This is a genomic window from Vreelandella songnenensis, from assembly GCF_003002925.1.
In the GTDB taxonomy this organism is placed as follows: domain Bacteria; phylum Pseudomonadota; class Gammaproteobacteria; order Pseudomonadales; family Halomonadaceae; genus Vreelandella; species Vreelandella songnenensis.
Map to the genome: position 1 here is coordinate 1 of NZ_PVTK01000012.1, position 14,085 is coordinate 14,085.

Genomic DNA, 14,085 nt, shown 5'->3' on the forward strand with positions numbered 1-14,085 from the left:
AACACCGGTGACACGGCGGTCAGCGTCACCGCCACGGTCACCGACCCGGCGGGCAACACCACTACCACGATGGCGGGAGGCGTGATCGATGCCCAAGCGCCGACCGTCTCCGTCACGCTGGAAGCCGCCACCGGCGATATCTACAGCGCCGACGAGATCCGCGACGGCGTGAACGCCACGGTCACCCTGGGTGAAGGTACCCAGGTGGGTGACAATCTGGTAGTGATCGATGGCAAGGGGAATGAGCTATTCCGAGGTGGTGTCACACAGAGCATGCTGAATAATGGTCTGGTGGTGACTGTAACCGACCTGAATGCAACGGATACAGCAGTTAGTGTCAGAGCTAAGGTTACTGATCCTGCGGGCAATACCACCACTGCAATTACTAATGGTGGGGTCGATGCGATTGCGCCAACAGTGTCGGTCAAGTTGGAAGCAGCCAGTGGTGGTATCTATAGCGCCGACGAAATCCGCGACGGCGTGAAAGCCACCATTACACTGGGTGACGGTACGCGCGTAGGCGATAAGTTGGTCGTTAACGATGGTAAGGGCAATGAGCTGTTTAATGGAACTGTGACCCAAACCATGCTTAAAAGTGGTCAGGTCGTCACGGTGACTGACTTAAATACTGGTGACACAACTGTCAAGGTAACTGCTACGGTCTTTGACCCTGCCGGTAACTCAAATGCAGCTGATGCCAGTGGTGTAATTGATACCTCAGCTCCCACTGTCGAAGTCATTTTAGGCACTGACGATGCTCAACTGGTAACAGGCAGTGAAACATCGATCCGTATCGATTTCAGTGAAGTAGCTTACGGTTCAAATGGTACGCCGCTAAATGCCAGTCAGGTTGCTGGTCTTCTGCAGCTGCAAGGGCTAAAGCTGTCTGGCGGGCTGGTTCAAAGCGTTAATGATCCAACAATTTGGACAGGCACGGTTGTCACAACCCAAGGTACATATGGTTCAGCTTCTGCGACTATGCCTGCAAGCTATACCGATAAGGCCGGCAATCTAGGCAGTTCAGGTAAGGACTCCGTGACGGTCGTGGCGATTCCCGTCGTTGATGTAGACGTCAAGATCACTCACGGTTTCGAAACGGTGATCAAGGGCGGCTTCGCTGACCTGGGCGTAGGTGGCTCGGGCAATGGTTGGATAAACGATCCAAGGCCCCCGGCGGATACGGAAACGGTCAACTTCGACTTTGGCCGGAGCAACGCTGGCAAAACCTTCACTCTCAACTGGACCCAGCAGGCAAGAGGCGGCTGGGAAGATGGCACAGGCCGTGGCGGCACGCGCGATACCTTCAAGGTATTTGTTAATGGTCAGGAGCGATACGATACCTCCTGGTACGATCCTAATAACAGTACCTGGACGCGTTTTGCTCCTGAAAACAAGTCATTAACGGTGACTCTGGATAGCCGGGGGCAGGCGGTCGTCGATTTCGAGGTGCGCTCGACTGAAGCCAACGAGGTAGTAGACGTCAGCAACATTCGCGGCGCGCTAAATGTTGCCAGCACGATTTATGAGGTCGATCTGACGGGCAATATTGCCAGTGGCACCATCGATTATTACCTGGTTCAGGTCCAAGGTGGCGCCTTGCTGCATAACGGTAACCTGATCCAGAGCGAAAATGGTATTTATCGCGTGGAGCCAAGTCAGCTTGGGCATCTCACCGTACGTCCAGATGCAGGGCTGGAGACGTTCGATATCATTGCCAAATCGGTTAGCGATAAAGGTATTGTGAGTAGCCCAGATGCGGTATTGGTCGAGGTCGAATTACCCCCTCCGCCGCCGGAAGTTAGCATTGATAGTGTTGCCATGGGAATGGAGTCTGGCGTCAACGTATTAGCGAAAGTGTGGGGGAGCTTATCAGATAACGCTTTCGGGACCGCAGCAACGGCGGTCAATACTTCCAACTCAGGGCAACTGTTTGCAGGGTCGAGTCTGGCAACTAGCGGTACGCGTAACCTGACGGTTCAGTCCCAGGAGGGCAGTAACGAGACTGCCTATTTCCAAGTAGGGGATACGTATACGCTCAGTTGGGAAGTGTATGCGGGTAAGCAGAATATCGGCAGCTTCCTTTTCCCGAGATATGTAGAAGTCTGGAACCCTGTCAGCATGACGGGTACCGTGACACGTTCCGATAAGTCCGGCGTGGACAGCTTTGCCACCGATATCGTTGTCTTCTCGGGAACGATTAATGGTACGGCGCAGACACTGCTGATTGACAGCAAAGGTGTAAGAGGCAACGTCAACTACTTGACGAACGACCAGTTTGCAGAAAGTACGGTCGGGTTCAGGGAAATGAAGATCTCGGGATCGGCGGCGCCCGGTGCCGAAGTGAAAATTACCGACGCTAGTGGAAAGCTGATCGAGACGGTAAAAACCGATACTCATGGCGAATGGATGACATCGCTCAAACGTATCGAAGGCTCGACCGGAGACATCAAGGCAACCGCTACCGATGCTGAGGGCAACGTCACAACGGACGTCAAACACTATAAGCTTGGCAGTTCCGGAGTTGATACGCTTCACGGAACGGAAGTTAACGATATCCTTTACGGCGGTGCAGGCAACGATACCCTCATTGGTGGGGATGGCAATGATGTGCTCATCGGTGGCAAGGGTAACGATACGCTATATGGTGGTGCGGGCAACGATACGCTGATCGGTGGTTCAGGCAACGACACCCTCTACGGCGGTGCTGGTGCCGATACCTTCAAGTGGGAATTCGGTGACCAGGGCGCAGTAGGTAAACCTGCCAACGATATCGTCAAGGATTTCGGCACGGGCAGCAATAAGCTTGACTTGGGGGATCTATTGCAAGGCGAGAACGAAGGCAACATCGATAAGTTCATCATGGCCAAGCAAGAGGGTAGTGAGACGGTACTGTACCTCAGCTCTAAAGGTGAGCTTAACGGTAAGACCAGTAATGCCGATCAAGTGATTCACTTGGAAGGGCAAAGCTTTACTAGCCTAGCCGGACCTGGGGCTACCGAAAGCGATGTTATCCAGAAAATGCTTCAAAATGGCAAGATTGATATCGATTAATCGATAACAGGCCGCCCTTCGGGGCGGCCTGTTCCATTCAGCTTAATCTATCTTTTATCGCTTTTACCTACAGAGGAAGCGGTCATGTTTTACATCAAACGCAATGCTCAGGGCGAAATCGTAACGCTCAGCAAAGAGCCAACGCACGAGGGTAGCGAATCCCTTGCATCCGACTCGCCAGAAGTATTGGCATTTCTGGCAGGCCAGTCTGGATCATCTGCCAACTTTCTAGCCTCTGACCTAGCTTTCGTACGCGTCGTGGAAGATATTCTGGCCGTACTGCTGGAGAAGGGAATCATCTCCTTTACGGATCTGCCTATCCCTGCACAGCAGAAGGTGATGGAGCGCCAATCGTTGCGGGCTAAAAACGATGTGGGTTTGTTGAGCGACGACGATACGATCTAGCGCATCGTCGCCTGAGCCTGATTACTTTAAAAGATCAAAGGCGAACGCCTGGGCCGGTAACCCCGTCCATACCGCTCAGGAATGCATACATTAACTCCTGTGGCTCTGTCACACCTTCTGCAATGACCTGAATGCCCAGCGAATGACACAGCGTCGCCATTCCCCGCACGATGGTCTGCTGTTCATTGGAGGTGTCCAGCCCACGAATCAAGCTGCTGTCTATCTTAAGGTAGGAAAGCCCTACATCATGCAAGTCGGCGAGTTTGGTAAAATCTGCCCCCACGTGCTCGATACCGAATTGGCAGCCCAGTGGGCGTAGTGTATTGCATAGCCCGCGCAGGTTGGCCAATGCCTGCGTGCTTAACGTTGCCGGTACTTCAAAGCAGAGCTTGGCGGCTCGCGAAGGTGCTGCTTCAAGCAGAGCACGCAATTCGGTAACAAATTGGGCGTTGGAAATGGAGGCCACTGACAGATTGATACCCAGACGGTGCTCGGGAGCTGTTTCCAGCTGGCGAAGCGCCGCTTTGACAACGGCCAGATCAAGCACCGGTTCTAAAGCAAAGCGCGTTACCCAGGGAATGAACACGCCTGCCGCCTGCCACTGCTGATCCAGCTCCAGCCGGGCCGGGCATTCGTGGTGCAGTACCTGGTTCTGGGCATCCACCACCGGGAAGTAGGCGAGCTGCGGCCCCTTGGCGATGGCATTATCCAGCGCGGCGCGCCAGTCGGCATGGGTAGTAAACAGAGAGTGGCGCTGATGTTGGCGAATCACGATGCGCGAGTAGGCGCTATCGCTTTCTGCCTCCGCCAGGGCATCATCAAGCGTGGCCAGCAGGGCGCCGCGTTTGTCGCCGGCCGAATAGGGTGCTATTGCGGCAGGAAGGTGAACCTCTTCTGACTGAGCGGCGGTGTGCGCCAAAGCCTGCTGAAGGCTAGCTTTCTGGGCTTCAAGATCATCAGCCAGAGGAAGCAGCAGGGCAAAATCACTACCGTTAAGACGCCCTACTAAGGGTGCTTCGCTACGGGTATCTAGTTTGGTCAGTTGGATAACCAGCGAGTGCAGAAGAAGGTCGGTGGCCTGATGGCCCGAGCGTTCGTTGAGCTTTTCCAGCTCCTGCACGCGAACCATCACGATCAGCCCGTTGCCCCGAGCGTCATCATTTTCAAGCAGAGCATCGAAACGCGCCATGAAAACATCGCGGTTCAGCGCACCCGTTACTCGGTCATGCTGCAGTCGGCGGCGAAGCTCATCGAGCTTCTGGCTTTCGCTGCTCAGCATCTGGCGCACGTTGGCCGAGAGCAGGTTCATGGCCTGCGCCAGCTGGCGAAGCTCCAGGGTGCGGGGCTCGCTAATGGTGGTAAAGCGCTGGGCGCTGATATCCTGGGCCTGCGCGACCACGCGCATCAGCGGCCGTTTGATACCGCGTACCACCAGCATGGCAAGGCCCAGGCTGATGATGCCTGCCAGAATGAACCAGCCGGCCAGTTCCAGCGTGCTACGCCATAAAGCGCCGTAAGCGAAGCTATGCTGGCTTTCCAGTTCCAGCGTACCAAACTGCCGCCAGCCATCCTGAACGGTGGCAACACCCATGGGTACATCAAATGCAATGAGTTGGCGGAACCAGCGCGGAACATCGCCCTGGTATTCGTTAGCGACGCGCTCGATCAGGACATCGCCCTGCGTATCGCGCAAGGTAATCTGGCGGTAGTAGCCGGTATCGAACTGAGCCGAGATCAAAAGCTCCAGAATCACCTCGTCCTTATCGAGTTGGCTCATGGAGAGCGCCAGGGCAGTGGCATTGTCCTCATTCTTGATGCGCACCTCCTGCTCGATATAGTCGCGGCTGGAAGTAATGCTGATCGCCAGGCTGCCAATAAATGACAGTAGCAGCAGCGCGATAATGGCAAGCCAGAGCTGTTTAATCAGCGACATTACGCCTATTCCTCTTAGATAAAACCTTGCGTTTTCATTCGGTCGATTACGTTGCGCCAGCGTGACAGGCGCGCCAGCGGGTCAGCGCGTGACTCCGCTGAACCGCCTGCCCACAGCCCATCACTATTAAAGCTGAATAACGGGTCGAGATCGGTACGCTGTGAAGCAGGTGTAATGGAGGGCACGATGTTGTCAAGTACCAACGGCTCAGCACTCGGCGAAGCGTAGTAGCCCAACACCATATGCGCCTGGGTAATTTGGCTGCGCCCAATGCGGGCCCGAACGTAAATCATGCGCAGCCGTTCACCGGGAACACTCAACTGCTTGAGCGTGATGTACTTGGCAATGGAGTAATCTTCGCAGTCTCCACGGCCATTGCCCATTGCTTCAAGGGGGGTGGCCCAGTAGTCCTCTTGTCCCCACACGACTATGTCGTCGACCCAGCGGATGCGGCGGTTAAAGAAGTCGTTGACCTCGCGCAGCTGCATCTGAACGTCCTGGCCACGTAAACGCTCCAGCATGGCAAACCACTCTTCGAGCACGGCAAGGCCTGCCTGCCCGTAGGCCTGCTGCATGCTTTGGCGCAAGCGCTGTGGGTCAAATGCTGCCGCAGAGGGTGAGTGAATGCCAAGCCCAGCGCCCAGAAATAGCGCGCCCGCCGTGGCTAGAAACTGCCGGCGGGAAAGCTTGAAAGGGGAGGAGGTGAAAGACGCGGGCATTAGTCGCCATCATCACAATAGAGTGTGCTAAGACTACAAGCTGCCGCGCAGAAGTTCTATATGGGCTTAAGGATAAATCTTTACTTAGTAGATGCCTGGTATGTGCTACTCAATAGCGGCTCCAGCTCAGGCCAGACATTGTCCAGGATAATTGGCTGCGCCTCAGCGGTAGGGTGGATCCTGTCGCTTTGCATTAGCTGTTCGTTGAGCGCAATATCTTCCAGCAGGAAGGGCAAGAGCGCAACGTCGTACTCTTCGGCCAGCGAGTGGTAAACGCTGGTAAATGCATCGCGATACGCTTGGCCATAGTTGGGAGGAATATCGATTCCCAGCAGGAGCACCCTGGCATCAATCGCTTGGCTCTGCTCGATCATATCGGCCAGATTTGCGCGCATCTGATTGGGGGCAAGCCCGCGCAGACCATCGTTACCACCAAGCTCCAATAGCACGATATCGGGCTGCTGCTTTTGCAGAATATCGCCAAAGCGTTGCAAGCCACCGGAAGTGGTTTCTCCGCTGATGCTCGCATTCACAACCTTGGCCTGGCCATCCAGCCGCGCTTCCAGAAGGCTTACCCAGCCTTGATCCTGTTCGATGCCATAAGCGGCGCTCAGGCTGTCGCCCATCACCAGCAGCGTAGGCGTCTCGCTTGCGTTGATAGTGGATGCGTTAAACGTGACTATCAGAACGACCAGATAGCCGGTTACCATTCGGTTAAGTTTATGCCATGCCACAGGGATGCTTCGCTTCATGCCTCACTCCTCAGATAAAGCTGCACAGTCTTCTGCCGCCGGTACGTCACCACAAGCAGCGAATCAGCCTGCTACCGACACTGCGACAAACGGCAAGGTTCCCCAATCACCGGCGAGCCGGCCCGTGCTGCAAGCCGAAAGGCTGACCAAGACGGTCGTCAGCGGCGAGCGTACGTTAACCATTCTACACGAGCTTTCGCTGAGCGTAGCCGCCGGGGAGAGCGTGGCCATTCTGGGCAAGAGCGGCGCAGGTAAATCCACGCTCCTGGGCCTGCTGGCGGGGCTGGATACGCCAAGCGATGGCGAACTGACGCTGTTTGGTCAGCCCTTGAGCCGGCTGGATGAAGATGGCCGTGCAGGATTGAGAGCCGGGCGTGTGGGGTTCGTATTCCAGAACTTTCAACTGCTGCCTTCCCTGAGTGCGCTGGAAAATGTGCTGCTGCCCATGGAGCTCTCTCCCCGCGCCGGCGAAGAGCAGGCGGCAAAGAGCTGGCTTGCGAAAGTAGGCCTTGAAGAGCGGATCGAGCATCTGCCCAAACAGCTCTCCGGCGGTGAACAGCAGCGCGTGGCCATTGCTCGCGCCTTTGTTACCGACCCCGAGCTGGTGTTCGCCGATGAGCCCACCGGCAATCTGGACCCGGATACCGGGGCCCAGATCATCGATCTACTGTTTACCCTGAACCAGGAAGCCGGAACTACGCTGATTCTGGTCACCCATGATCATGCCCTGGCGCGGCGCTGCGACCGCTGCCTGCAACTGGCTCAGGGCCGTCTGCTGCCCTTCGTGCCGGATGCCAGCGAAGGAGGGGGGCAATGAGCGATATGCCCTGGCGTTTGGCGGCAAGAAGCCTGAAGCGCGATTTGCGCTCGGCAGATGTTCGGGCGCTGTTTGTCGCACTGATTCTGGCCGTGGCAGCGTCTACCATGATTGCTTTCTTTCTCGACCGCCTGGAGCGGGGGCTTGAACGTCAGGCGGGGCAGATGCTGGGCGGCGACCTGGTGCTCGAGCAGCGCAGCCCATTTTCGCCAGAGCTTCGCGCAACGCTGGAAGAGGCGGGGTTTGCACTCAGTGATCAGGTGGACCTGGTGTCCATGATCAGCCTGGGCGAGCGCTTTCAGCCCGCCAGTCTGAAAGCGGTAGATGACATTTACCCTCACTACGGCGTCTCGCGGGTGGATCTGGGTAACGGGGTGGAGCAGATCGCCTCGGGCCCGCCCGCCGGGCAAGCCTGGGCCGACCCACGCCTGGCGCAGTTGATTGATATAGAGCTTGGCGACCGCGTTCAGGTTGGTCAGACCGAGCTGACCATCAGCGGTATTATCGAACGCGAAGCCGACCAGTCTGCTGGCTTTGGCAACTTCAACCCGCGCCTGATGCTCAATACCGCAGATCTTGAGGCTACCGGGCTGGTGCAGGAGGGCTCGCGGGTCGAGTTCGAGCTGCTCGCCGCCGGGCCCCCGCAAGCGCTTGACCAAGTGCAGGGACTGCTTACCGAGTTGCGCCAGGCGGGCGTTGAGGTGCGCGATGTGCGCGTGGATCGACCACAGCTGGGCAACGCACTGCAGCGTGCCGATAGCTACCTGGGGTTAGCCGGGCTTGCCGCCGTGCTGCTGGCTGGCGTGGCGGTAGCCATGTCGGCTCGCCGCTATGTCGAGCGCCATCTGGACACCGCCGCACTGCTGCGCTGCTTTGGGGCAAGTCAGCAGCAGCTGGTGGCGCTCTTTAGCCTTCAACTGATCGGGCTTGCGCTCATCGCATCACTGATTGGCGCTCTTCTGGGACTTGCCGGGCAAGCTATTCTGCTGCGCCTGCTGGTCAGTTTTCTGCCCATGACGCTACCGCCGCCTGGCATCATGCCGCTATGGCTTGGTGTGCTGACGGCATTGGCCGTGCTGGTAGGCTTTGCCGGGCCCACGCTGCTGCGTATCAAACAGGTGAGCGCGCTTAAAGTGCTGCGCCGCGAGCTGGACCCGCTACCGCCAGCGGCTTGGTTGGTCGTCGCGGTCGCCGCCGTCGTGTTTGGCGGGCTGTTATGGCTCTATTCAGGTAGCCTGCCCTTGGCCGTTGGGCTGCTGCTGGGCGGTGCCGTAATGCTGGCCGTGCTGTGGGGCATCAGCGCGCTGCTGCTTAACGGCATCCTGAAAGGCGTCAAGAGGCTGACCGGAACCGGTGAGTGGTCCCAGGCGCTGCGCCTGGGCGGGCGTCAGCTGGCCCGCCGTCGCGAGGCGGGAGTTGGCCAGCTGCTGGCGTTTTCGGTAACGTTTTTTGCCATGGCGATGATCGTACTGGTACGGGGTGATCTTCTTTCAACCTGGCAGGCCCAGTTGCCCGATGACACGCCGAACTATTTCGCCATCAACATCCAGCCCGGTGAGCGCGATGCCTTCGAGCAGGCGGTCGCGCCAAGAGTCGATACGCAGAGTACGCTTTACCCCATGGTACGTGGCCGAATTACCGCGATTAACGGCCAAGTACCCCAGGATGCCGTGCCGGAAGACGCCCGTGGCGATGGCTCGCTACGCCGCGAACTCAACCTGACCTGGCAAGCCGAACTGCCCGAAGGCAACCAGGTGGTGGCAGGGGAGTGGTTCGCCGAGGCGCATGAGGCCCCGGAACCTCAGGGCTGGTTAAGCGAGGTGGATGCCACACCTCAAGAAGCGCTGGTGCCGATTTCCATGGAGGAGGGGCTGGCCAACAGGCTAGGCTTGACGCTTGACGATACGCTCACCTTCTCGGTAGGAGGCGACGAGCTGACCACGCGAATTACCAGCCTGCGTAGCCTCAACTGGGATAGCTTCAAACCCAATTTCTTCGTGATCTTTCCGCCCGGCGTGCTCGAGTCGTTCGGCCACAGTTATATCACCGCGTTTCACCTGCCCGACGCAGAGCAGAGTCTGATACGCCAGCTGGTCAGTGATTTTCCAGGTGTTTCGCTGTTAAACGTGGATGCCATCCTCGGCCAGGTGCGCGACGTGCTGGCTCAGGTTACCCGAGCGATCGAGCTTGTGCTGTTACTGGTGCTGCTCGCTGGTGTCAGCGTGCTTTATGCCGCCCTCACCGCCAGCCAGCCGGTACGCGCGCATGAAAGCGGGCTACTGCGCGTATTTGGCGCCGGCACTCGAATGATTTCAAGAGTGCAGGGGGCTGAGTATGCGCTGTTGGGATTTGCCAGCGGCTTGATGGGTGCCGTATTGGCTGAAATAGCCACCGCGGCGCTATATATCTACTGGCTGGAATTGACCCCGCGTCTACATCTGATGCTTTGGATCGCACTGCCCTTGGGTGGGGCGCTTCTGATAGGCATCATCGGCCACGCGCTTTCGCGCAGCCTGCGCCGCCAGGCACCCGCGGCAAGCCTTGGGCTTCTCGGCGAGACGTAAGATAAGTGCTGGGCGGAAGCGCTACTTCAGCTCAGCACTCTTGCGCGTCAACGCATCATGAACGGTGTTCATGCTCTGCCTGACGCGGATGCGATGAAAGTCGTTTCAGGCTGCGTTATGATAGCGGCCTTATTTCTTCCATGAACGATCCTTATCTACGAGGTTCCTCGCCAATGTTCAGCCGCGATATGACAATTGCCGGGTTTGATGATGCGCTGTTTGACGCCATGCAGAAAGAAGTGGGCCGTCAAGAAGCGCACATCGAGCTGATTGCTTCCGAAAACTACGCAAGCCCCCGCGTCATGGAAGCTCAGGGCAGCCAGCTGACCAATAAATACGCCGAAGGCTACCCGGGCAAGCGCTACTACGGCGGCTGCGAGTTTGTCGATATTGCCGAAAACCTCGCGATCGATTACGCCAAGGAGCTGTTTGGCGCCACTTACGTCAACGTTCAGCCGCACTCCGGCTCTCAGGCCAACAGCGCCGTCTTTCTGGCACTGGTCAAGCCCGGCGATACCATTCTGGGCATGAGCCTGGACGCGGGCGGCCACCTGACTCACGGTGCCAAGCCCAACTTCTCAGGCAAGCAGTACAATGCGGTGCAGTACGGTCTGAATGAGCAAGGCCTGATCGATTACGACCAGGTGGCCGAGCTTGCCCGTGAGCACAAGCCGAAGATGATCATTGCCGGTTTCTCGGCCTACTCCCAGGTGATTGACTGGGCCAAGTTCCGCGAGATTGCCGATGAAGTTGGCGCTTATCTGCTGGTGGACATGGCGCACGTGGCAGGCCTCGTTGCCGCAGGCGTTTACCCAAGCCCGCTGCCCCACGCTCATGTCGTCACCTCGACGACCCACAAGACCCTGCGTGGCCCGCGTAGCGGCGTGATCCTGTCGGCTGAAAACGATGCGGATATCGAGAAGAAGCTTCAGTCCGCCGTCTTCCCCGGCGGCCAGGGTGGCCCGCTGATGCACGTGATTGCCGCCAAGGCGATCTGCTTCAAGGAAGCCATGTCGCCGGAGTTCAAGGCTTACCAGCAGCAGGTGGTCAAGAACGCCAAGGTCATGGCGGGTGTCTTCATGGACCGCGGTTTCGATATCGTTTCAGGCGGTACCGAAGATCACCTCTTCTTGCTGTCGCTGATCAAGCAGGGCGTGACCGGCAAGGACGCGGACGCAGCGCTTGGCCGTGCCCATATCACCGTCAACAAGAATGCCGTGCCCAACGACCCGCAAAGCCCGTTCGTGACCTCTGGCCTGCGCATTGGTACACCGGCGGTGACGACGCGCGGCTTCGGTGAAGACGAGTGCCGCCAGCTTGCCGGCTGGATCTGCGATATTCTGGATGTACTTGCCAAAGGCGAAGACACCAGCGCGATTGAAGCGCAGGTGCTGGAGAAAGTGGCGGATGTTTGTGGCCGTTTCCCGGTTTATAAGTAAGTAAAATTCGCTATACTGGTTAAAACAGTTCTCCAGGCTATGGATAGCCGCAAAGCGCGGGAGGCCCTTATGGGTCTCCCGTGTTTTGTTTTAAAGGTTATATCTCTTTGGAAAAGTAGTTAAATGCGTAGTTAATTATTTTTAGCGATGTGGTCTGGCGCGATGACCGCAACCTTCTCCTGCTCCTTGGTCCATTTGCCTGCTGGCTTGTCGATGTACTGAAAATGCTCGTTGGTGAAACTACCCTGGTTGCAGGCATGCCGATAAGAAACACCGGGTACGCTTTCTATGTCGAGTACCTGATTGAAAACCCCAGGGCCTGTGATATCGAACACGTTGGTTAACTCATTGGCTTCGATATTGGCGCAGACCTGCTGAATCAACGCGGCAAGATTGGGGTTGTGCGGCTTGCTGGCAATGAAGTAGTTACTGAACTGCTTCAGGCGGGTGATGACGTATAGCTCTTCACGGCGCTTGCCCAGGATACTGGCAAGCGGCCAGATCGCGTGCGCATCAATATCAAGATACACGCCGCCTTTTTGATGCAGCACGATTAGACGCCAAAGATCTGCTTGGGCAGCGCCAATCTGCAAACGGTCGTAACAGGCGAGTACTTCATCTTCACAGTTTTCAGCAATAAACTGGCGCCTCGCCTGAGTCACCATGAAGCGGTACTCAAAGCGGGGCGCCATCAGCCGGTTGAACAGGTAGTTGAGATAGACGGGAAGCGTTACCTGATCGGTAAAGTTGGTCTGCCATAGTGTGCGTGGGATAGCCGCTTTCCCCTTGGGGGAAAGCCAGGGTGAGGCACGTTCTGGCAGAGTAAACCGTTTATTAGGTAGAACGAAGTGAAAAACATAGCTCAAAAGCTTGGTGACATTGGCAGCCAGCTTGATCAGCCGGCTGACTACTACAATTATCACATTCTTAAAACCGTGCATTAACACTCTTCCTGGCATGCCCTGAGAACAGTATGGGTGGCAGTAAAAGAGGGTAGTTTACCAGCCTCCTTGCCCTTCCAGTAGGCTGCGCATGTTATTGTCCAGTTTTACGCGAAAGTCTGCACTTCCCAGTACCATGGCATCACCGGAGCGCACCACCCGGGTGCTCACGTAAAGATAGTCCTGGCCTTGCGCGTAGGTGCCCATAAGGATGGAGCGTGCATTATGCTGGGAGCTCAAGCGCTGCACCTGCCGGGAAAGAATCAGCTCACCCACGCTCTCTTCAATAAACATGCTGTCGCGCATTTTGACTTCGCGCACCTGCATGCCCTGCTGAGCAAGGGCCGAGGCCATGATCTCCGAGCTGATTCGCCCAAAGGTCGAGGATTGGCTCAGATTGTCGATACTGACAAAAGTGGCGGCAATCATGGGACTGTAGCGCGTCAAATCCGGGTTGCTGGCGATCATTTGCTGCGCTGCCTGGTGAGCCAGCTCGGAAAGATCGGGTGCGGGCGGTGGCTTCTGCTGGCTATTTGAATTGCCAAGCGTGCTGCAGCCGGTAATGCCAGCCAGTAGAAGACAGAGCATGAGCAGTCGGCAAACGTTTAAACGCAAGCCTGAAAGATGCAATGAAAACGAGCGCATGGAGAAAGCAAACAGAGTAAAAGGCATGGCGTTACCAGGTATCAGTAATGGAGACGGTAGGCGTGACCGGTGCGCGAGGCACGCGGTGGGGCGCATACTGGCGGCGATCGCCTGCGTTAATGTAGTAGATATTGGATGACGAGTAGAGAATACGCTCCCCATCAATGATCTGGGTGGTAATGATCACTTCCTCATTACCCGTATGAGTCCAGCTGCCGCTGACGATATCGGCGCCGATAGCGGCCGGAATCAGGCCGAGTGACGGCTCCGCCCAACGATTGATGGGAATGGTGGCCACCGCAATGCCTGTCGCCAACGCGGTAAAAGCACCGGTGGGCGGACGAACAAAACCTCGGTCGCGATGTTCGACCACATCGACACTGATATGTATATTGGCAGCGTTGGGGGTAGGCACCGTGGTGAGGTTGGCGCCACGCGACACCAGTTCACTGGTCAGAAGCGTGCGAAAACCGCGCTCGAACTCGCCGCCGCTATAGAAGTGCAGCGCCTGATTATCCGATTCGGTGATGTGCAAATCGCGAAAACGTACGCGTTCGCGCTGCAGGATACTGCTGGCTTCATGGCGTGCGAGCACTTCCCAGTGGTGCGCGGCCTGCATACGCTGCTGTTCGGAGTAGGGGTAGGTAGTCGCAATGGGCGCTTGCGAAGTATTGGCATAAAAACAGCCGCTGAGCATTGCACCGACCAGCCCGATGCCTGCAAGGCGCAAGAGTGAATGAGTAGCAAAAGAGTTAAAGCAGATGCGCACCGGCGGTTCCTTATCGCTTGGAAGGGTCTTTGTTAGACTAGTTTGTCATG

Annotated in this window: 11 protein-coding genes; 5 read left to right on the forward strand and 6 right to left on the reverse strand. The window is 57.0% G+C overall.

The window, feature by feature from the left end; genetic code table 11:
- Positions 1 to 81: 81 nt before the first annotated feature.
- Together B0H98_RS17280 and B0H98_RS15500 are read left to right on the forward strand one after the other, a co-directional pair.
- Entirely contained in the window at positions 82 to 3,051 is a 2,970-nt protein-coding gene (locus B0H98_RS17280; RefSeq protein WP_208623633.1) for a calcium-binding protein, read from the forward strand.
- A gap of 84 nt (positions 3,052 to 3,135) precedes the next feature.
- Positions 3,136 to 3,456, forward strand: a complete 321-nt coding sequence (locus tag B0H98_RS15500) for a tryptophan synthase subunit beta like protein (RefSeq protein ID WP_106375975.1) — start codon at positions 3,136 to 3,138, stop codon at positions 3,454 to 3,456.
- 34 nt (positions 3,457 to 3,490) lie between these two features.
- Here the strand turns inward: B0H98_RS15500 and B0H98_RS15505 are convergent, their stop codons facing one another.
- The 3 genes from B0H98_RS15505 to B0H98_RS15515 form a co-directional block, all read right to left on the reverse strand.
- Positions 3,491 to 5,389 (reverse strand): EAL domain-containing protein, encoded by a 1,899-nt coding sequence (locus B0H98_RS15505; protein ID WP_106375976.1) that lies wholly within the window; start codon positions 5,387 to 5,389, stop codon positions 3,491 to 3,493.
- 14 nt (positions 5,390 to 5,403) lie between these two features.
- Positions 5,404 to 6,108 (reverse strand): transglutaminase-like cysteine peptidase, encoded by a 705-nt coding sequence (locus B0H98_RS15510; protein WP_106375977.1) that lies wholly within the window; start codon positions 6,106 to 6,108, stop codon positions 5,404 to 5,406.
- An 80-nt stretch (positions 6,109 to 6,188) separates the two neighbouring features.
- Entirely contained in the window at positions 6,189 to 6,860 is a 672-nt protein-coding gene (locus tag B0H98_RS15515; RefSeq protein ID WP_106375978.1) for an arylesterase, read from the reverse strand.
- Here B0H98_RS15515 and B0H98_RS15520 point away from each other — a divergent pair.
- The 3 genes from B0H98_RS15520 (at position 6,859) to glyA (ending at position 11,680) form a co-directional block, all read left to right on the forward strand.
- The gene (locus B0H98_RS15520) at positions 6,859 to 7,677 is read left to right on the forward strand and encodes an ABC transporter ATP-binding protein (RefSeq protein WP_106375979.1); all 819 of its coding nucleotides are present in this window, start codon (positions 6,859 to 6,861) and stop codon (positions 7,675 to 7,677) included. The genes B0H98_RS15515 and B0H98_RS15520 overlap by 2 nt on opposite strands.
- Complete coding sequence (locus tag B0H98_RS15525) at positions 7,674 to 10,241, forward strand: ABC transporter permease (RefSeq protein WP_106375980.1); 2,568 nt, start codon at positions 7,674 to 7,676, stop codon at positions 10,239 to 10,241. The genes B0H98_RS15520 and B0H98_RS15525 overlap by 4 nt, the downstream gene beginning before the upstream one ends.
- Positions 10,242 to 10,414: 173 nt before the next feature.
- Positions 10,415 to 11,680, forward strand: coding sequence for a serine hydroxymethyltransferase (glyA, locus tag B0H98_RS15530; RefSeq protein WP_106375981.1), 1,266 nt, complete (start codon positions 10,415 to 10,417; stop codon positions 11,678 to 11,680).
- 131 nt (positions 11,681 to 11,811) lie between these two features.
- Here the strand turns inward: glyA and B0H98_RS15535 are convergent, their stop codons facing one another.
- The 3 genes from B0H98_RS15535 to B0H98_RS15545 form a co-directional block, all read right to left on the reverse strand.
- Positions 11,812 to 12,621, reverse strand: a complete 810-nt coding sequence (locus B0H98_RS15535) for a glycosyltransferase family 32 protein (RefSeq protein WP_106375982.1) — start codon at positions 12,619 to 12,621, stop codon at positions 11,812 to 11,814.
- Between the two features lie 57 nt (positions 12,622 to 12,678).
- Positions 12,679 to 13,209: a FlgO family outer membrane protein gene (locus B0H98_RS15540; RefSeq protein WP_106375983.1), complete on the reverse strand. Its 531-nt coding sequence runs from the start codon at positions 13,207 to 13,209 to the stop codon at positions 12,679 to 12,681.
- An 88-nt stretch (positions 13,210 to 13,297) separates the two neighbouring features.
- Positions 13,298 to 14,035 (reverse strand): hypothetical protein, encoded by a 738-nt coding sequence (locus B0H98_RS15545; protein ID WP_422822161.1) that lies wholly within the window; start codon positions 14,033 to 14,035, stop codon positions 13,298 to 13,300.
- Positions 14,036 to 14,085 lie beyond the last annotated feature (50 nt).

What these genes read in the sequence shown, in the direction of transcription:
- B0H98_RS15500 (WP_106375975.1), top strand. Translation starts at nt 3,136, where the DNA reads ATGTTTTACATCAAACGCAATGCTCAGGGCGAAATCGTAACGCTCAGC.
- B0H98_RS15505 (WP_106375976.1), bottom strand. Translation starts at nt 5,389, where the DNA reads ATGTCGCTGATTAAACAGCTCTGGCTTGCCATTATCGCGCTGCTGCTA.
- B0H98_RS15510 (WP_106375977.1), bottom strand. Translation starts at nt 6,108, where the DNA reads ATGCCCGCGTCTTTCACCTCCTCCCCTTTCAAGCTTTCCCGCCGGCAG.
- B0H98_RS15520 (WP_106375979.1), top strand. Translation starts at nt 6,859, where the DNA reads ATGCCTCACTCCTCAGATAAAGCTGCACAGTCTTCTGCCGCCGGTACG.
- B0H98_RS15515 (WP_106375978.1), bottom strand. Translation starts at nt 6,860, where the DNA reads ATGAAGCGAAGCATCCCTGTGGCATGGCATAAACTTAACCGAATGGTA.
- B0H98_RS15525 (WP_106375980.1), top strand. Translation starts at nt 7,674, where the DNA reads ATGAGCGATATGCCCTGGCGTTTGGCGGCAAGAAGCCTGAAGCGCGAT.
- glyA (WP_106375981.1), top strand. Translation starts at nt 10,415, where the DNA reads ATGTTCAGCCGCGATATGACAATTGCCGGGTTTGATGATGCGCTGTTT.
- B0H98_RS15535 (WP_106375982.1), bottom strand. Translation starts at nt 12,621, where the DNA reads ATGCACGGTTTTAAGAATGTGATAATTGTAGTAGTCAGCCGGCTGATC.
- B0H98_RS15540 (WP_106375983.1), bottom strand. Translation starts at nt 13,209, where the DNA reads ATGCTCTGTCTTCTACTGGCTGGCATTACCGGCTGCAGCACGCTTGGC.